Source organism: Mucilaginibacter sp. L196, from assembly GCF_009765905.1.
Lineage (GTDB): Bacteria > Bacteroidota > Bacteroidia > Sphingobacteriales > Sphingobacteriaceae > Mucilaginibacter.
In genome coordinates this window covers 286,689-306,637 of record NZ_LMUO01000009.1, presented here as the reverse complement: position 1 = coordinate 306,637, position 19,949 = coordinate 286,689, and the positions used below count along the sequence as shown (strand labels likewise).

17 protein-coding genes are annotated in these 19,949 nt (G+C 40.6%); 6 read left to right on the top strand and 11 right to left on the bottom strand.

The window, feature by feature from the left end:
• Positions 1-181: 181 nt before the first annotated feature.
• Both GSQ74_RS04935 and GSQ74_RS04930 read right to left on the bottom strand, forming a co-directional pair.
• Complete coding sequence (locus GSQ74_RS04935; RefSeq protein WP_158990673.1) at positions 182-868, bottom strand: peptidylprolyl isomerase; 687 nt, start codon at positions 866-868, stop codon at positions 182-184.
• A gap of 261 nt (positions 869-1,129) precedes the next feature.
• Positions 1,130-1,477, bottom strand: a complete 348-nt coding sequence (locus tag GSQ74_RS04930) for a hypothetical protein (RefSeq protein ID WP_158990671.1) — start codon at positions 1,475-1,477, stop codon at positions 1,130-1,132.
• Positions 1,478-1,669: 192 nt separating this feature from the next.
• On the opposite strand from GSQ74_RS04930, the gene GSQ74_RS04925 reads away from it, so the two are divergent.
• Positions 1,670-1,996, top strand: coding sequence for a hypothetical protein (locus GSQ74_RS04925; RefSeq protein ID WP_216846675.1), 327 nt, complete (start codon positions 1,670-1,672; stop codon positions 1,994-1,996).
• Positions 1,997-2,129: 133 nt separating this feature from the next.
• A complete protein-coding gene (locus GSQ74_RS04920) occupies positions 2,130-4,667 on the top strand; it encodes a TonB-dependent receptor (RefSeq protein WP_158990667.1) in 2,538 nt (845 codons plus the stop codon).
• A 157-nt stretch (positions 4,668-4,824) separates the two neighbouring features.
• Here the strand turns inward: GSQ74_RS04920 and GSQ74_RS04915 are convergent, their stop codons facing one another.
• Positions 4,825-6,357 carry a Do family serine endopeptidase gene (locus GSQ74_RS04915; protein ID WP_158990665.1) on the bottom strand — a complete coding sequence of 511 codons (1,533 nt, stop codon included), beginning with the start codon at positions 6,355-6,357 and terminating at the stop codon, positions 4,825-4,827.
• Positions 6,358-6,899: 542 nt separating this feature from the next.
• Between GSQ74_RS04915 and GSQ74_RS04910 the strand changes: the two genes are divergently transcribed.
• A complete protein-coding gene (locus tag GSQ74_RS04910; protein WP_158990663.1) occupies positions 6,900-9,794 on the top strand; it encodes a DEAD/DEAH box helicase in 2,895 nt (964 codons plus the stop codon).
• 123 nt (positions 9,795-9,917) lie between these two features.
• Here GSQ74_RS04910 and GSQ74_RS04905 read toward each other — a convergent pair whose 3' ends face one another.
• From GSQ74_RS04905 to GSQ74_RS04895, 3 genes are all read right to left on the bottom strand, one after another.
• A complete protein-coding gene (locus tag GSQ74_RS04905; RefSeq protein WP_158990662.1) occupies positions 9,918-10,328 on the bottom strand; it encodes a hypothetical protein in 411 nt (136 codons plus the stop codon).
• Positions 10,329-10,399: 71 nt separating this feature from the next.
• Positions 10,400-12,028, bottom strand: coding sequence for a M56 family metallopeptidase (locus tag GSQ74_RS04900; RefSeq protein ID WP_158990660.1), 1,629 nt, complete (start codon positions 12,026-12,028; stop codon positions 10,400-10,402).
• Positions 12,029-12,030: 2 nt separating this feature from the next.
• Positions 12,031-12,402 (bottom strand): BlaI/MecI/CopY family transcriptional regulator, encoded by a 372-nt coding sequence (locus GSQ74_RS04895; RefSeq protein WP_158990658.1) that lies wholly within the window; start codon positions 12,400-12,402, stop codon positions 12,031-12,033.
• 143 nt (positions 12,403-12,545) lie between these two features.
• Between GSQ74_RS04895 and GSQ74_RS04890 the strand changes: the two genes are divergently transcribed.
• Positions 12,546-13,949, top strand: a complete 1,404-nt coding sequence (locus tag GSQ74_RS04890; protein ID WP_158990656.1) for an MBL fold metallo-hydrolase RNA specificity domain-containing protein — start codon at positions 12,546-12,548, stop codon at positions 13,947-13,949.
• A gap of 42 nt (positions 13,950-13,991) precedes the next feature.
• Entirely contained in the window at positions 13,992-14,195 is a 204-nt protein-coding gene (locus GSQ74_RS04885; protein ID WP_158990654.1) for a hypothetical protein, read from the top strand.
• On the opposite strand, the gene GSQ74_RS04880 is transcribed toward GSQ74_RS04885, so the two are convergent.
• On the bottom strand, positions 14,192-14,884 hold the full coding sequence (locus GSQ74_RS04880; protein WP_174236911.1) for a response regulator transcription factor: 693 nt from the start codon (positions 14,882-14,884) through the stop codon (positions 14,192-14,194). The two genes, GSQ74_RS04885 and GSQ74_RS04880, sit on opposite strands and share 4 nt — an antisense overlap.
• A 73-nt stretch (positions 14,885-14,957) precedes the next feature.
• Positions 14,958-16,775: a sensor histidine kinase KdpD gene (locus GSQ74_RS04875; RefSeq protein WP_158990652.1), complete on the bottom strand. Its 1,818-nt coding sequence runs from the start codon at positions 16,773-16,775 to the stop codon at positions 14,958-14,960.
• Positions 16,776-16,917: 142 nt separating this feature from the next.
• Between GSQ74_RS04875 and GSQ74_RS04870 the strand changes: the two genes are divergently transcribed.
• The gene (locus GSQ74_RS04870) at positions 16,918-17,715 is read left to right on the top strand and encodes a T9SS type A sorting domain-containing protein (protein ID WP_158990650.1); all 798 of its coding nucleotides are present in this window, start codon (positions 16,918-16,920) and stop codon (positions 17,713-17,715) included.
• A gap of 140 nt (positions 17,716-17,855) precedes the next feature.
• On the opposite strand, the gene GSQ74_RS04865 is transcribed toward GSQ74_RS04870, so the two are convergent.
• The 3 genes from GSQ74_RS04865 to GSQ74_RS04855 form a co-directional block, all read right to left on the bottom strand.
• Positions 17,856-18,221: a DUF3127 domain-containing protein gene (locus GSQ74_RS04865; protein WP_158990648.1), complete on the bottom strand. Its 366-nt coding sequence runs from the start codon at positions 18,219-18,221 to the stop codon at positions 17,856-17,858.
• Between the two features lie 322 nt (positions 18,222-18,543).
• On the bottom strand, positions 18,544-18,741 hold the full coding sequence (locus GSQ74_RS04860) for a hypothetical protein (protein WP_158990646.1): 198 nt from the start codon (positions 18,739-18,741) through the stop codon (positions 18,544-18,546).
• 51 nt (positions 18,742-18,792) lie between these two features.
• Positions 18,793-19,917 (bottom strand): FAD-dependent monooxygenase, encoded by a 1,125-nt coding sequence (locus GSQ74_RS04855; protein WP_158990644.1) that lies wholly within the window; start codon positions 19,915-19,917, stop codon positions 18,793-18,795.
• Between the last annotated feature and the right edge of the window lie 32 nt (positions 19,918-19,949).

Genomic DNA, 19,949 nt, shown 5'->3' with positions numbered 1-19,949 from the left:
AGAATCTATCCGTTATACATGGCGCAAATGCCTATCGATAGATTCTTCGCTGCGCTCAGAATGACAAAGGGTTTTATAATTAGACTGTGTTATGCTGAGGAACGAAGCAATCGCACGTAGAAAAGCGGATCTGCATAGTTCGCGATTGCTTCGTTCCTCGCAATGACAAATGGTAAAAACATTACAATTGCAGCAATTTATCCATCTGCTTACATTCCTTTTTGCTGAGTACTTCAACAGTCATCGGCACATCAACTAACGGGCGGTCATTCGCGTCTTTTTTTACAGCCGCTATCAAATCCACCATATCCAAACCGGCTACCACTTCGCCATAAACAGTATAGTTGCCATCTAAATGTGGCACACCACCCACGGTTCGGTAATACGCACGCTGCCATTCCGGTATTTTACGCCCGCTTCTTTTCTCTGCTTTGTTGATCATAGTATCTGTCAGCCGCTTACCCTGCACAATATAAAACTGGCAACCGCTTGATGCTTTTTTAGGATTATCATCCCGCGCTGCGGCTAAAACCCCTTTTTTATGAAACAGGCTGTCGCGAAACTCGGCAGGGATCGTATACCCAACATCGCCATTACCTAATTCAACATTGGGTTTTGCATTTTTCGAATCAGGATCTCCGCCCTGTATCATAAAATCCTGTATCACCCGGTGAAAAAGTGTCCCGTTATAAAACCCTTTTTTGGCCAGCTTTATAAAGTTATCGCGATGGAGCGGAGTTTCGTTATATAAACGGATAATGCATTCACCATAACTGGTATTAATACGCACATATTGATTTTTTGGTGGTTTGGCGAAAGCCGCCGTTACAGTGATCAGTAAAATGAATAGGGGGGAAAGTTTTTTCATGTTATAGAATTTGTCAGTTAAAATATCTTTAGTAGTCCTATCAGTACCTTACCTAAATTTCATTAAGTAAAGATAGATTTTTATGTTTTTTTTTACCCTCTTTTTTGCAAGCAAAAGAGAGGGTGGTCGAGCGAAGCTAAGACCGGGTGAGTAAATTATACGAGCAGCATTGGCGCAAATGCCGTGGCGCACAATCAACTCACCCCGAATACGCTGCGCTATTCGACCCTCTCTCCGGCAAGCCGGAAAGAAGGTAAAATATTAGTTATTTTCCATCCCCTCAAAATAATCAATCATCAGTGATTTTAACACCATTTCCTGTTCAAGCAAGGTATAATTAGGGATTACACCAACACGTTTCCAGTGTGGCCAGCCATCCTGATCCAGGCCCTCTAATTCATAAAAACCCATCATGCTAAATAATTTGCAGTTGGCAATATGCATCAGCTCTTCTTTTTGGCGTTTGCTGAATTTTCTAGGGCCCTGTCCCAGCTCCTGCACGCCGATGAGGAATAGCATCACTTTCAAGTCGGGTTTTTCATTATCAAAATCCTCAGCAATACGTTGCTGAAGCATGCTCCATTTCAAATTAATTTCGGCAGGTGTCATGCAACAAAGATATGAGCAGTTTGCTGTTTGCCGTCTTCAGTTTGCATTTTTTTACCCGAAACTTACTGCCAACAGTAAACTGCCTGCTGATTATATCTTAACATGAAGTTAATTGCAACTTAATTGCAATTGATGCTTGTTTAAAGATTTTTTTATCTACTTTTGCCTAAAGCCGCTAAATGGCCTGCTGACTTGAAGAAAAACAAATCCCATATAATCCTTACCTGGATGCTAATGCTTTGCTTTGTTGCAGGGCAATATATGGTGTATTCGCATACCCATGCGGTAAATACAACAAGTAATAAAGCAGCATACCACAGCCCTCATACACAACCCAAGCAAACCGTTACCGAAAACTGCCAATTGTGCGATGCCATGCATCATAACGCTATGGAAGTATTTAGTGCAGTTTATTTTGCACCGGTTACCGTAAGCAGTTATTATTACAAGGCTGTTAAACACAATTTTATAAGCCTCGCCCTCGTCCTATCCGCAGGGCGTTCTCCTCCAATAGCTTAATTTTCATACTTAAGTATTCTTTTATTATTTATTCCGTTTAGGTTTTGCGCTGATAGCACGTATCGGAATAAATTTTGTTAATAACAATTGACCCCATGGTCATTTCCCGGATTTTTACTTGTTTAGATTTTTTATGAAACTTATAAAGAGACTCTCATCGATATTTTACATACTGCTTTTTCTATCGACGGCGGCAAACGCTATTGATAAATCACCACCTGTAACTAAGGGCACAGGCACACTAACGGGCATAGTAACTGATAAGGCATCAGGAACCACTATTCCGGGCGCTACGGTTTCTATACCGGATTTGCATACCGGCACATCTACCAATGTAAGTGGTAAATATACTTTAAGAAATTTACCTAAAGGGGTGTATCTGGTATCAGTCACTTTTGTTGGATATGCCTCATATACCCAAAAGATTGATCTTTCAACAACAACAACTTTAAATATTGCATTGTCGGTATCTTCAATAGAAGAAGCTGAAGTTGTTGTTACCGGCGTAAGCCGGGCCACTGAATTAAAAAGAGACCCCGTGCCAATGGTAGCCGTAGGAAAAACTTATATCGACCAGCACTCCGCATCAGGAAACGTAATTGATGAAATTGCAAACTTGCCGGGTATTAGCGCGGTTACTACAGGGCCAAATATTTCAAAACCTTTTATACACGGCCTTGGCTACAACAGGGTAGTAACTTCTGTTGATGGTATTCGCCAGGAAGGGCAACAATGGGGCGATGAACATGGCATTGAGGTTGACCAAAATTCGGTTGACCGTGTAGAAATCATAAAAGGCCCGGCCAGCTTAAGTTATGGTTCTGACGCGATTGGCGGGGTAGTTAACTTAATATCGCCGCCTCCGGTTGCTGAGGGACAGATTTTAGGATCGGTGCAGGAAATATACGGTACCAATAATGGTTTATTTAACGAATCATTGAGATTGCAGGGAAATAATAACGGTATCGTATGGGGTACCATTTTATCAGATAAAATGGCCAAAGATTATCAGAATCAACATGATGGCCGCGTATATGCAACTAATTTTAAGGAAAAAGATGCAAGGGCTATGGTTGGCTTAAATAAATCATGGGGATATTCTTATTTGAACTTTTCCCTGTTTGATGATGAGCAGGCGATACCTGATGGTAGCCGCGATTCGCTTACCCGCCAGTTTACCAAACAAATATCTGAGGCTGATACCTATAGGCCAATTGTACCCGAATCGGAGTTAAATTCTTATTCTTTACCAACACTACACCAACATGTACAATTATATCGCATTTATGATAACAGTAATTTTATCATAGGTAGCGGTAACTTAATTGTGAACCTTGGTTATCAATACAGCCACCGCCGGGAATTTACACACCCTGATAGCGCAAACGTACCGGGACTGAACTTACAATTAACCACCTGGACATATGACGTTAAGTACGACTTTAACATTGGCAAGGGCTACGAAACTACCGTTGGTGTTAACGGCATGTATCAAGTCAACTCCTTAGGGTTTAGTACAGATTTTCCTATACCAGCGTATAACCAATTTGATATCGGGTCATTCTTTATCATGAAAAAAAGCTTTGGAAAGCTAGATCTTTCAGGCGGTGCCAGGTATGATACACGGTCCTTTTCAGGAAAGGCCGCATATATTGATACCGCTAAACAGTATTTCCCGACATTATATACCGGACCAAACCCAACAGGTACTGCTAACGTAACCCAACAGTTTGGCGCATTAAATAAAACATTCTCAGGTGTTTCAGGAAGTTTAGGCGCTGCATATAATTTTTCAGATGCGTTTTTATTGAAAGGAAATATAGCACGTGGATTTAGGGCCCCAAGTATTGCTGAGTTATCAGCCAACGGCGCTGATCCCGGATCGCAAATATATCACGTAGGAAACAGCAACTTTAAACCTGAATTTAGTGTTCAGGAAGACCTTGGCGCTTTCCTTACTTTGCCAAATGTTTCTGCAAGTGTGGAGGTTTTTGATAATCATATCCAGAATTATATTTTCCAGGAGCAGGTACTTGATGCTAACGGAAACCCTGAACGCGTTGATGCTAATGGCGACAGTAATCCAAACGGACAATACAGCAAATTTACTTACGTACAAAGCAGGGCGCGTATTGATGGCGGCGAGTTTAGTTTAGATGTGCACCCGGTATCGTGGTTACATTTTGAAAACGCGCTTACCTTAACTTATGGTACTAACTTAGGTACAGGTGCTAAAGTACCTGATAGTTTAAAATATTTACCTTTCATCCCACCGTTGCATACCCACTCCGAACTACGTGGCACTTTTGCAAAAGGCTTGGGAAAAACATTTAAAAACCTGTACGCTTTTGGCGGATTCGACCACTACTCTGCTCAGAACCGTTTCTTTTCGGCCTACGGAACAGAAACCTATACCGCGGGATATAACCTGTTAAGCGCAGGCATAGGTGGCAACGTTGTAAATGCAAAAGGCAATAAGGTGCTTGAGATATTTATTGAAGGAACCAACCTGGCCAATGTGAACTATCAATCAAACATGAGCCGGTTGAAATATTTCGATAATGCAACAGTACCAGCAGGTGTACAACCGGGTATATTCAACATGGGCCGGAACATCAGCTTTAAAGTTGTAATCCCTTTTGATCTATCGCCGAAAGAGAAAGCGATTTAATTTTTTGTCATGCTGATGAACGAAGCATCTGTACAGGTGTAAACTACTTTACAGATTCTTCACTCCGTTCAGAATGACAAATTGAAAAAGAATCCTCAAAAACAAAAAACCCGGCCATAAGCCGGGTCTTTTGTTTTGAAATTATTAATCACATTTATTATTGAACCTGGAAGGTATTGCTAAAGCTGGTACCATCAGGATATAGTCCTGAGATCACTAATAAACCATTACGTGTATTAGTTATGGCGGTATCCATATCAGCAATGCTGGTTATGGCATGCCTGTTTATGCTGGTAATAACCGAACCTACAGGTATTTGGGTATCGTCAAACAAACGGCCCGGGCGAACTTGTGTAACCACCACTCCTGATTGAACATGGAATTGTGCTTTTTGCTCTTTGGTTATCGGCATAAAGCTTGCCCCTAACTTATTAAACAATTCAGATGCTGATTTGGTAACCGCTGCTGTATGTGTAGCTGTCGGCAAATCACCTTTTAAGGTTACGGTAAAGGTTTTTTCAGCTCCATCGCGCAATACAGTTAAATGTATTTTATCGCCCGGCTGCAATTCGCCAACACGTTCCTGCAGATCCGATGATTCGTAAACAGGTGTACTTTCAACCTTAACAATTACGTCACCGGCTTTAATACCGGCTTCTTGTGCGCCGCCACCCGGTACAATATCTCTTACATATAAACCATTGGTTACGCTTGTTTTTAATTGCTCTGCAACATCAGGGTTAAGCTCGGTAAAGCTAACACCAACGTAACCACGTTTAACCGCTCCATATTTTTCAATATCATTCAATACCTTTTTAGCAAGGTTAATAGGTATAGCAAAACCATAACCTTCGTAAGAACCGGTTTGTGAAGCAATAGCTGAGTTAATACCGATCAGTTCGCCTTTAGTATTTACCAATGCGCCGCCGCTATTACCCGGGTTAATGGCCGCATCAGTTTGTATGAACGACTCTATAGATTTATTAGTTCTTGGACCATCGTTACTTGTACGGCCAAACGGGTTTTGATTCTGATTATCTTCGCTGCCAATAATACCAATGTTACGGCCTTTAGCGCTAACAATACCAGCTGTAACGGTAGATGTTAAGTTGAATGGATTACCAACTGCCAATACCCACTCGCCTACTTTAGCATCATCTGAATTACCTAATTTAACAATTGGGAGATTAGTCGCGTCAATTTTTATCAGCGCCAAATCAGTATTTGGGTCAGTACCGATAACTTTAGCCTGGAAAGTACGGTGATCGTTTGTATTAACCGTGATCTTGTCCGCTTTTTCCACAACGTGATTGTTGGTTACGATGTAGCCATCAGGCGAAATAATAACACCTGAACCTGATGCCTGTTGCACACCTTGCGGGCGCATTTGCTGGCCAAACATGTTACCAAACATTTGTTGTAATTCGCTTTGTTTGTCATCACCTGCATCATTTTGATAGGTAACGCGGATATAAACTACCGCGGGTGTAACCGCAGCTGCCGCTTGTGTAAAATCAACCTCGCCTGCCGAAGATGTAATCGGTGCAGACGGATTGCTGGTGAAATAAACTTTTTGGCGATCTTCAAAACTCATGTTGTCAGCATATTTGTTTTCAATCACCTTGTAAGTACCTAAGGCCATGGCCCCGCCAATAAAGGCTGTTAATAGTGTTAAACCAAACTTTTTCATTTTCTCTAATCTGTTTTTTAATGGTAATGAAGCTATTATGAAATTGGTTAATTTTAACGGAAGCTCATAATGGTTTCATATTATTATTCACTTTTCTTTTGCGTTATTTATTTTAACAATTCAAATATAATACCATATAGACTGCAATGTCAATAAGATGTTATTTGCTGTTTTGTTAAAAAATGTTAAATCAAAAATTGCTTTAGGGAAAGTCCTGCTAGCCCCACCCAACCCTCCCCGGCAGGGAGGGCTTTAAAGTTAAAGTCTCCCCTTCCGGGGGAGATTTAGAGGGGGCTAAAACCACCTCTACTTAGCTGAACGTCAGTTATAAAGTTACCACATAAAAACGACAAATTTAATTGCGTAGTATGTTGCCTATTGTCAAAACTTCAGTTGTTAAATAATGGTAATAATATTATTATCCGCATCCAAAATCAAACACTTAACAAATATTTAATATTAAATGCTTTCAATTGCTGTAAATTCTGTTTACGTTTGAATTTTTTGTTGATGTAGCTTCTATAAATTTTTGATAGAAACGGATGCTACGAGTTGACAGTACAAAACCTTGCCAGATAATTTATGCTATAGCACGGCATGAGTACCTGTCGTTCGTTATCGAACCGCATATCGTTCAGCTTAATCCAAACGGCGAATTTTCCCTTACCTACCAGCGCTTATTCTCAAACACAGCCAAAGAGTTTACTAATTTTATTGATGATACCGACATCAAGCTGATTAAGATGCTGGAGGAGATTGAGCAGGGTAACGTCATCAAAAAATATTATAAAAAACCCATCCGCCCATTTGAGTTTTTTACCAAGATATTTACCGATCAGCTTTTTGATACCATCCGCCCAAAAATGGAAAAACGGATTGGCGAAGCGTTGATATTGCTCGGGAATAAGCCCATTTATTTAATGAGCAAGGAGGGCTATCCCGCGGAGCGGAAACTGCAAATAGCCACCGAAGCGGCAACTGTACTATTCCATTTCAGGCGCGATGCCGAGGAGATCAGGTATTTCCCCACCATCAAATACCAGGGCATGCGCATTGAGTTCATGTTCAAAAATGCCGAGATCATCAGCAACCACCCCGCCTGGATGTTGCTGGAAGACACGCTATATTATTTTGAAAAAGAGATAGAGGGCAAAAAGCTACTCCCGTTTTTAAACAAACGCTACATTGCCATACCCCGCTCTTCCGAGCAATCTTATTTCGAGAAGTTTGTAATCCCGCTGATAGAAAAGCACAGCGTTTATGCCGAAGGCTTTACCATCAACACCGAGAAACATGAATCGCAGCCTATCATAAAACCTATTTATGTAGAAAATGGCACGTCTCAGTTGCAGCTTTATTTCAAATATTCCGGCTATACTTTCCCTTATGGGGATGGGCGGCATGTTTCGGTAAGGATGGAGAAGGATGGCGATGAATATATGTTCCACCGCATCAAACGCTCCCTCACCTGGGAAAAAAACAAGATGGCTGAGTTAGAGAAGATGGGGCTTAAAACCGCATCATCACTTTTCCAGAACCTCGAGGTTGATATTAAGGATGAGGACGCCGACCGCTCATTCTCGATATTTGAGTGGCTCAACCAGCATCACGAAGAACTCTCGCAGCTTGGTTTTGAAATAGAGCAACCCGAAGGCCAGAAACGCTATGTTTTCGGCACCAGCAAAATAGACCTGGAGGTTAAAGAGAATAATGATTGGTTTGATATTTACGCTGTGGTATATTTCGGACCATACCGCATACCATTCATACAGCTAAAAAATCATATCCTAAACCATAAAAAGGAGTTTACCCTGCCGTCAGGCGAGATTGCCGTTATTCCCGAAAAATGGTTTTCGCAATACGGCAACCTGTTACATTTTAGCGAAGGCAATGCCGAACTTAAGTTACGCCGCCAGCATATTGGCCTGGTAAATGAATTAGCCGAGGGCGAACTGGCCAATATCACCATGACGCGCAAGCTGCAAAAGCTTACAGACTTTGAAACGCTGGAGGACATTGACCTGCCTAAGCACTTTAAAGGCGATTTGCGCCCTTATCAAAAGGCTGGCTATAATTGGTTTCACTTTTTAAAGAGCTATCATTTTGGCGGCTGCTTGGCCGATGATATGGGTTTGGGTAAAACCATCCAAGCGCTGGCCCTATTGCAAAAACACAAGGAAGATACCGAAGCCGGCGGCACCAAAAGCACATCGCTGGTTATTATGCCAACCTCGTTGATATACAACTGGCTTAACGAGGCCAAAAAGTTCACACCAAAATTAAGGTTGATGGTGCATACCGGTACCATGCGCTATAAATCGCCTGAAGTATTTAGCAATTATGATGTGGTGATAACTACCTATGGCATCAGCCGAATAGATATTGATTTGTTTAAAGAGTTCTTTTTTGATTATGTGATTTTGGATGAAAGCCAGAACATCAAAAACCCATCATCAAAATCATATCAAAGTGTTCGCCAGTTAAAATCAAGATTTAAGCTGATATTGAGCGGCACGCCGGTAGAAAACTCAGTTAATGATTTGTGGACACAGATGTCGTTCATTAATCCTGGCTTATTGGGCATACAGCAATACTTCCAAAACGAGTTTGTAACCCCGATAGAAAAGAAAAAAGATGAGGACAAGGCCCGCAAACTGCAAGCCTTAATAAAACCTTTTGTTTTACGCCGTACCAAGGAACAGGTAGCCACAGAATTACCACCCAAAACCGAAACCTTGCTTTATTGCCCAATGACCGAGGAGCAATCAACGGTTTATGAAAAGGTAAAATCAGAATATCGTAACGAGTTATTGAAAAGCCTTGAAGATGGCACTTATGCCAAAACCCAGATCCAAGTTTTACAAGGACTGATAAAATTAAGGCAGATAGCCAATCACCCATCAATGGTTGATGCCGAATATGAGGGTGATTCAGGCAAGTTTGAGAATGTGGTGCATACGCTTGCCAACGTACTTGAGGGCGGGCATAAGGTGCTCATATTTTCGCAATTTGTTAAGCAGCTAACCATCTACCGCAATTACTTTGATGAAAAGCGCATCCCTTACGATTACCTGGACGGCAGCACACAAAACCGTGGCGATATTGTAAAGCATTTTCAGGAAGACAAGGATACCCAGGTATTTCTAATATCGATAAAAGCAGGCGGCGTTGGCTTAAATTTAACCGAAGCCGATTATGTATTTATACTCGACCCATGGTGGAACCCGGCAGTTGAACAACAAGCCATTGACCGCACGCACCGTATCGGCCAAACCAAAAATGTATTCATCTATAAATTTATAACTAAAGACTCGGTTGAGGAAAAGATATTGGCCCTGCAGCACCGCAAGTTAAGTGTAGCCCGTGCCTTAATAACTACCGAAGACAGCTTTATTAAATCGCTATCTGCCGAAGATATTAAAGAGATTTTACGATAACAACGTATTTAGCGATGACAATATGGGAGTTATTACAGTTCCCCTCTTGAGAGTAATAGCCCAGCCTTGAATTTAACGCTTTTCAATAATTTCAATCGCTAAACGTATACAGTAACAAATTTTTTAAGCAACCGGAGGCATCGCTTTTACGAACCGCGAAACAAGAAAGGCAAACAATCCCTGCAATAAGCCGAAAGCCGCTCCGAATACCGGGCAGAGTATCAGCATTAATAACCTGGGGTGGCTTGCTAAGAAGTGCATATTTACCCCCATCGCCGCAACATCAGGATGTTTAGTCGCATATGTTTTGTAAAAATAAATATGCGCAAAAGTGATCCAAACACTGTTTATCATACTTAACCAAAAGCCATGCAAAAACTGTTTCTCCGCGCATTGTTTCGCGATCACAAAGGCGCAAAAAACAAATATCACTATCCAATAAATAATCTCGGTTCTTTCAGGAATTAGCGATACGGTGCCGAAAGCCATTATCAACCCGAAGAGGGACATTTGGAAGATAAGTTTCCAGTTCATGATTCAATTGGTTGTGTAAATAAATATAACAATTATTTACACAACCAATTAACACAGATGCTGTCTAAAATTTATTTACTATTAGTAGTAATAGTAGCCGCCGGTGGCAATGGGCCTTTGTATGACTTTGTAAATATTAGTATCACGCCATTCTTTCCTTTTGAGCCATATTGTGTTACGGCTGCTTTATCTTTTAAAACGTAAATACTATTTATATCATTCGGGCTTACTAGCGACTTGAAATCTGCCGATTTCATTTCCTTACCATCAATAATATAAATGGGGTCAGCCTTTCCCGGTGGCACCAATACAATGTCAATTGGTTTTTTTCCTGTATCCGCATTAGCTACAGTACCGGCTTCTGCATCTGACAAACTAAACATTAGTGACGTTGTAAATTGCACACGCACGGCTTTTCCGTTTTGATAACCCGGCTTCCATTTAGGTGATAAAGAAACAACTCTTACAGCCTCTTCATTAGCGCCATAACCCGGCCCCTTAAGTGCGCGTAAATTACTTAATGAACCATCTTTCTCTACAACAAAAGTTACAATAACTTTTCCTTGTATGTTATTAGCCCTCATTGCCTCAGGATATACCGTATTCCTGGCTAAAAATTTATAAAAAGCATCCGTTCCTCCTGGGAAACTCGGCGTTTGCTCTACAGCTGCAAAAATCTGCGAATTATTTATAGTCACCGTATCCATTAGGTCAATCGTGCTTGTTTTTTTTGCTGTTGGGGCTTCAGGTTTTGTGATGGTTACAACATGAGCAGGTTTTTGATTGGATAGATCTGTGGGCTTGTTAGTCATCGTACTGGTTATTGCCGGTGTTGCCAACACTTGTTCTGCCTTCAGATTTATAATTTTAACAGCCTTGCTGTTGTTTACCGTTGCCGAAGATAACACCAGCATCAAAACAAATAACGGGGCAGATAGCCCGTACTTTATCAATTTTATCCGCTGTGATTTATTTTTTTGAAGCATAACGATACGTTGTTTTAATAGGCTATGGTTAAAAAAATGGTTAACCAAATTATGGGTTGGCACTTCAAACGCTTTGGTAAGTAATAGCATGGCATAATCTGCCCTATTATCTGCTGCTTTAATAGCATGGCTATCCGCTATAAACTCATGCACATGCTTTATAGCCCTGCGATAAAAATACACCACCGGGTTAAACCAGTTGATAATCATTACTGCTTCAATTATAAATACATCGGCCGAGTGCCATTGCCGGGCATGTACCTGCTCATGTGCATTGATGATGGAATTGTTATCCGCGTGCTGGTCAACTTTTATCTTTTTAAAAAACGAATAAGCTACCCCCTGTTGATCGCCCTTGATGATCTTATTCAAAACAACCAGTTGCCAAATAAGCCTTCCCACCAAAAACAAAACACCAATAAAATACAGGCAGGCTAATACCTGGCCAATGCTAACCGGCACATTTGCTACCGGCTTTAATTGCACAATAGTTATTTGGCTACCATATACCGCATAATGTACTTCCTGGGTTATAAACAAGTTTTGCACCCACCCCGCTTGTATCACCGGTATAAAAAATGATAAGGCCGAAGCACTAACCAAATAAACACGGTTAAGCTGAAAAAAGGTCTCCTTACGTAGGAGCAAAGCATAAAAACCGTAAAACAGCACCAGGTAAATATTTACCAGTAATAAATATTGCCACCAGTTCATAACTATTTATCTTTAAGTTTTTCAATCAGTTTCATTATCTCGTCGGCTTCCTTCAGGTCTATCTTCTCTTTCTTCACGAAATAAGAAAACATATGCTTTACCGAGTTATCAAAATAGCCGTTCATCAATTTATCGGTAGCAAAATTCTGGTACTCATCTTTGCTGATGATCGGAAAATACTCGTGGCTTTTGCCATAAGCCGTATGATCAACAAATCCTTTAGTCTCCAATATCCTGATGATAGTGGAGACCGTATTATAGGCAGGTTTAGGTTCAGGTAATTCCTCTATAATATCTTTTACATATCCTTTTTCCAATTGCCACAATATTTGCATCAATTGTTCTTCCGCACGGGTTAATTCTTTTATTTCCATGATTAAATTGTATCAGCCATAAACCAACTAATTATTTAGTTTTATAAAGTAAAGCTATAACTAAATAATTAGTTATGCAAATAATATTTTAAAAATCGAACATTTTACGATAGGTTGCGGTTATAAAAGCCTATATCTAAATTATGCATATAACTTTTCATGGCGCCGCCCGTGTTGTTACCGGCAGCAAACACCTGCTTCAATTAAATGATGGCACTACAGTTTTATTGGATTGCGGCATGTTCCAGGGCATGGGCGAGCAAACCGAAGACCTGAATGAGCACTTTGGCTTCAACCCAAAAAAGGTCGACCACATGATCCTCTCTCATGCGCATATAGATCACTGTGGATTAATACCGAGATTAGTAGCTGAAGGCTTTGCCGGGCAGATCTACTGCACATCCGCAACGATGGATCTTGTCAGGATTTTACTGCTGGATTCTGCCAAAATTCAAATGCAGGATACCGAGTACAGCAATAAACACCGGGCGAGAAAAGGACTGCCGCTTTTAACTTCGTTATACACAGAAGATGATGTAACTGCAGCCTTCCACTTGTTTAAAATAGTTGATTACCATACTGAATTTGAGATCTCTCCACACATAAAATTCCAGTTTACAGATGCCGGGCACATTTTAGGCAGCACTGCAATGCATCTAACCGTTTTGGAGGATGGCAAGGAAACCCATATAACTTTTAGCGGTGATGTTGGCCGCTACGGCGATATGCTGCTTAAAAACCCGCAACCCTTCCCGCAGGCCGATTATATTTTGCTGGAGTCGACCTATGGCGATTCTCTGCACAAAGAGTTGGCACCAATCGAAGATGAATTGTTAGCTATTATAAAGCAAACTTGCGTAATTAAGCAGGGTAAAGTCATCATCCCGGCGTTTAGCGTTGGCCGCACCCAGGAATTGCTGTATGCCCTAAACGCGCTTGAGCTGAAAGGCATTTTACCGGAGGTGCCCTATTATGTAGATAGCCCGCTATCAGAAAAAGCCACCCGCATTTTAATGGACCATCCCGAAGAATACAATAAAGCGGTTACCGAGGTGTTAAAAACTGACCCCAATCCTTTTGGATTCAAAGGCTTGCGTTTTATAGAATCAACAGAGGAATCAATCGCGTTAAATAGTGATCCCAGGCCATGTGTTATCATATCATCATCAGGCATGGCCGAGGCCGGCAGGGTTAAACATCATATTAAAAACAATATCGGCAATCAAAAAAACACCATTTTGATGGTGGGCTATTGCGAGCCAAGCTCATTAGGCGGCCATTTAATAAAAGGCGACCATGAAGTTTATATTTTCGGTGAAAAATATGAAGTTAAGGCGGAGGTACACGCCATTAAATCCATGAGTGCGCATGGCGATTACGAGGATCTGTTGCATTTTCTATCCTGCCAGGACCCGAAGAAAGTTAAAAAGCTATTTCTAGTCCACGGAGAATATGATGTTCAACAGCATTTTTCCAAAACCCTAAAAGACCATGGCTTCGAAAATATTGAAATACCGTATCAGCATCAAAGGGTAGAATTGGAATAATTCGAGATACACATTCAATATGATATTGCTTATATTTGAAGTATGAGTTCGTACAGGTTAGATAGAACAGCCTTTAAAGCACAAACAGCAACAGAAGCTGCTGATCATGCTGCATATTATCGTAACCTAACCTGGCAGGAACGCCTGCGTATTGCAAACTACTTAAATAGCATCGCCTACAATTATCCCGAAAACGAACCGCCAAAAATGGATAAAACTGTTTTTAGTATGAGGGGACGAAACTAATTTATCAGCAACTTATATCCCCTACCATGTACGTTGATAATCTCCACATTCTGATCATCTTTTAAATATTTGCGGATCTTGCTTAAAAAAACATCCATGCTTCGTCCGTTGAAATAGTTATCATCGTGCCAAATGTTCAATAACGCTTCTTCACGGGTCAACACCTCGTTTTTGCGCAGACAAAGCAGGCGCAATAATTCTGCTTCCTTGGTTGAAAGCTTTTGATGATGATCATCAATAGATATGGTTTGGCCGGTATAGTCAAACTCGTAGCGGCCAACTTTAAAGTGCGATTGCTTCTCTTCTTCTTTTTTCTCTGAGTTTTCTGTTCGCTTTAATAACGCGTTTATACGCAGCAGCAATTCCTCAATACGAAATGGCTTGGTGATATAATCGTCGCCGCCTAAATTAAATGCCTGCATTTTATCCTCAATCATTCCCTTAGCCGTAGCAAAGATGATGGGTACATGAGCGTTTATCTTTCTGATTTCTTTACCTAATGTAAACCCATCCTTTTTGGGCATCATCACATCCAAAATCAGCAGGTCAAAAATTTGTTTGGTAAATGCCCGTAAGCCTTCTTCCCCATCCTTACATAAAACAACATCAAATTTTCCTTTTAACTGCAGATAGTCCTGCAGTAGTAAGCCAAGATTGGGGTCGTCCTCAACTAATAATATTTTTTTCATGTTGTTTATTTATTATTGCGATAAAGCGGATTAATCTTTCGGACTTACGGTCTTCCAGACTTCCCGACTATTTTTATGCCAGGGGAAATTTCAATTCAAAATCCGACCCTTTGTCTTTTTCTGAGCGTACGCTTATTACGCCATTAAGGCGTTTTACAATGGTATTTACATAGCTTAATCCTAAACCAAATCCCTTAACATCGTGCAGGTTGCCGGTTGGTATGCGATAAAACTGTTCAAATATTTTAGTTTGCTGGTCGCGGCTCATGCCAATGCCTTTATCTGCTACCTTTATTACTATCTGGTCGCCTTTATTATCCGTACTGATGGTAATTTCAGGGGTTGAGGTACTGTATTTTATAGCGTTGTCAATCAGGTTGTATATCAAGTTACTAAAATGCAACTCATCTGCCAAAACAATAGCATTTATAGCATCCAAATGCAAGGTTAACTGAACATCATGTTTTTGCAATTTAAGCGACATGCTATCAATCACTATATTGATCATTTCATTTACATCAAGCGGTTTTTTCTCCAGCTTAAAGTCGTTCTTTTCAATACGTGCCACATTTAACACCCTTTCTATGTGGCTACCTAAACGCGCGTTCTCTTCATAAATTATATTGGCAAGCCTTGTAATCCGCGCCTTATCAGCAACAATTTCCTGATCCCTTAACGCCTCGCTTGCTATCATAATGGTTGATACCGGAGTTTTAAACTCGTGGGTCATGTTGTTAATGAAATCGGTTTTCATTTCCGATACCTTTTTTTGTTTGATAATGGAGAAAATGGTATACCCCAGGCAAAAAACAAGGACCAGCAATAACCCGCCTGTTGCAGCCATATTAGCAGTCATCTTGCTTAATATCAGCGAATTCTTATCCGGAAAGGCTATTCTAATTTTCCCCGGATCCCTAATCACATCCTTACTAAAAATAGCCGTCTCGTAAGTATTTGCTTTAATAAACACAGGTTTCTCGCCCGCCATATCCATCGCCTTCGAAAAAATGAGCGAATCATTGTTCGCGGTTAATACCTCAAAGCTATATGGCTGGTATATCCCCTGGTTATGCAATTCAAACCGTAACAAAGTATCAATAAAAATAGCGTTCAAGCGGCCTTTTAACGGCTCGCTAAAAGTTTGGTATTCCTGGGCCAGGTTTTCAATAACAGCAGCGTTACCGGTTTTAATATTTTGCATCGAGTCGGTAGCCAATAGCTTCTCTACCAGTTTAAACTGCTTTTCGCGGGCTTTGCGCGCCTGCTCTTGTTGCCATAGCGGATTTAATTGCGGTACAGAAATTATTTGTTTACCAAACTGCGGGTCGCTGTATACATAATGCAGTGTATCGTATTTATGAAGTACCCGTGGCCTTTTTATTTTAACATTTTTCTGGCTGCTCCTAACAATTTCGGGCGTAAACTGACCTCGTACCACCCCAAACTCGTCTGTATATTCGTCAATCCTTATCTGAAATTTGATCGAGCCATTTTGGAGCATCCCTTCCAGCTCATCATCCATTTTTTTATTGGCGATCATTCTTTTCAGGCTATCCCGCAATAAGGCAATTCGTCTTTCTCTTAGGGTAAGCCTTTTATTTTTCTTTTTTGTAGGTTTAAATAATACACTGGCGGTAGTATCGGCATTTTTAAGCATGTTATAATGCACCCGCTTTTGCTGATCAATTTTAGCCTTGTCATTTAAAAAATTAACAGCGTCCTGCTTAGTAACTTTGTTAACTACATTGTTAAGAGCCTCGTTAACTGAACGATCAAAAAGCTCTGATTGCATAAGGTAAGACTGCCTTAAAAAATATAACTGCATGGCTACCACGCCCAAAAGCGCCACAGTCATCAATCCTATTATAAGCCTAATGCTTCTCTTTTTCATCTTTCAAAACAAAAATATTTTAAATAAACCGACAATGCGTTCTTTTAACAATTTTTAACACAATATTTACCTTTATAACGTTGTTGTTACAAGTTGAGAAACAACACTTTACTACCTTTGATATTAATTAACTAAACATATTATGAAAAAGCGATCATTTAAACCCGGTTATGAATTTATTTTCTCTCTTTGTATCCTGGCAATTTTAGGATTACCCCCGCTGGTTTCTGCACAAAGTAGCACTAAAGATATGGATATTACCATTGTTAATGGCGATACAACTGTAAACGGAAAAAACATCAGAGATCTTTCAGGGAAAGACCGCCGCGAGGCCTTAAAGAATATTGGTAATATTTCATCTGTAAAAAGACAAGACGTCACAATAGATGCTCCGATGGCTAACAATGGTGATATGATGCACAGACATAAAAAAGGTGACTCAACTTTTGCCCTTCAGTATAAAATGCGCATAGAGGATAAGCACCATGTAGAAATGCATGAATACCACCCAATGGAAAGCGGCGACCATGACAGAGGCGACCGTATGGGATTTGATCGTAAGAACACTCAGAATTTCATATTTACCAGTACAGATAATGAGGGCATAAGCACCCATGTAACCTTTCATGTATCAGACCATTTTGGCCGACTGGATGCTGATGCGACAAATCATGAAAACTTACAAATGGAGATGCTTGATTTGATGGACCTGACACTGGCTCCCGAGTTTTCAAGCGGGAAAGTGTTATTGATGTTTAATCTGCCATCAAAAGCCGTAGCAGAAGTAAAATTAAAAGATAGCAAAGGCACCATACTTTGGATTGCAAAAGCTACTAACGGCAAATTTAGCACAACATTTGCCATGGGCCTAAACGGCACTTATTATCTGCAAGTAAAACAGGCGGGTAAAGTAACGGTGAAGAAAATAGTTAAAGAATAGGTTGATTTGCAGTTGCCGGTAGAGGTTTGCAACATTTTCTAATTCTAAGTATACGAGAAAGAGCCTTTCAGAATGTCTGAAAGGCTCTTTTATTTTGACTGTTATACAATGCAAACTGCTAACCAGCAACTGCAAACTAATTAGAAAGGCAAATCATCCTCATCCGGCTGTGAGCTTATATCAGCAGGCGGAGCATATGCAGGTGTGCCGGCTGTAGCGCCTGCGCCTGATAATACATTCACTTTCCACAACTGTAATGAGTTGAAATATGTTTTCTTACCCGCTTTATCTGTCCACGGGCGGCCTTTAAGGTTGAAGAAAACTTCAACATCATCGCCAACTTTAGTATTATCCAACAAATTACAGCGATCCTGTATCGCTTCAAACTTCAAATATTCAGGATATTGAGGGTTCTCAATATATTCAAGTATCAATTCTCTTTTCTTAAGTGAATCTGTAACCTGAACGGTTGGAGACACTTCATGTACCTTACCTTTAATTTCCATAGCTTTAAAAAGTATTAAAATGTAAAGTTAATGGTATCAAATTAATTTGGGCATTATTTGATCCATAAATTCCCAATAATATTGCTCAAGTTTTCCACAAACGCGCTACCATGTCAGCAATAGCTATTGGTAAGTATCAACGTGCGCAAAGGCTGTCATGCTGAGGTACTCGAAGTATGTGGGCGGGCCTTTGCGCTTATGCTTCGAGTACCTCAGCATGACAACCCACACCTGACGCACGACTAAGTTTATCTGTATAGCTTAGAGATTGCTTTGTTCTCGCAATGACGTTTAAACTTAAAAGCACAAGCCATCGTTCACCTCAAAAACCGGCATCGTCTGGCTCGGTTAGCACAGGCCCAACTAAAAGCACTAACAATAACAGAGGCAGGCGCAGCCGGGAGTTTTCTTTGGTTACTTTCTTTTGCGGAAAAAGAAAGTAACGCTTAGCGCAGCGATACCAAAGAAAGGTAAACATGGAAAAAGTAAACGGTATACCCAGTATATCTATGAGTTGCATCTTCGTTCCTCCCCGCAATTACAAAACTTAAAAAGCCCACCCAACATTCACCTAAAAAGGATTCTCCTGCTCATTTCTTTTACGAATCGCCTCCTCCGTTCTCGGGATAAAATTTTGTCTCACATTTAATTCAGCTATGGCCTGAATCTCCTCAATAAACGGACGTAGATCTTTATTGTAATCCTCAAATGCCAATTCAAAATCACCATTGTTTTTTACTAAAGCATCCGCCAATGCTGCGGCCCCGCTTATTGACAACGATGCACCCATCCCAGCAGCAGGCGAAGCGCAATAACCGGCATCACCCACCAACGCCACCCGCCCTTTTGTCCACGATGGCATTTTTATCTGGCAAAATTTATCAAAGTAAAAGTTTTCCAAACCCTGTACTTCTTCCAATAATTCGGTGGTTCTCCAGCCCAACCCGGTAAACTGTTCTGCAATAATTTTTCTTTGCTGGGCGATATCACGATAATCATATGAGATCTCATTTTCGGAGAAGAAGCAAAAAATAATATCGGTTTTATTGTTGTAGGCATTCAGCATAACCGATTTGTCGGGCTCATTATACATCTGCATCGTTTTTTGTTCTATCAGTAATTTATTTACTGTCGTGATGGAGAAATATGCGTCAAGAAAATGCGTGTATTTGCTTTCCTCGCCAAACCATATTTTTCGCACACCCGAATGTGAGCCGTCGCAACCAAACAGCAGGTCAAAAGATCGCTCTGCGCCACTTTTAAAAGTAACTTTTATATCGTCTTCTGTTTCCTCTAACGTGGTGATGCTGTCGTTAAAAATAAATTCAACATCATTTTTCAGGTCGTTATATAAAATGGTAATAAATTTATCCCGTTCAATTTCGATATCATCATCGGGCAGTTCCGCATCCTCGTTTCCCGTCGGCATCGAGCGTGCTGTAGTATCGTCTGCATTTTTAAACTCTATTAGCTCAACGTGTAACCTGTTCGCTTTTAATTCATCATAAATACCCATGCGTTTAGCAATGTCCGCGGTTTCTCCACGTATATCTATAGCTGCACCATTAATTCGGGGCTGACTGGCAATTTCAACAACGGTCACCAGATAACCTAATTTGTTCATCCAATAGGCGGTGGATAATCCGGCTATGCTTGCGCCCGAAATAAGTATTTTTTTATCTTTTAATGATTCCATTTTTATACGAGTTAATTTAACACGGCAAAGGA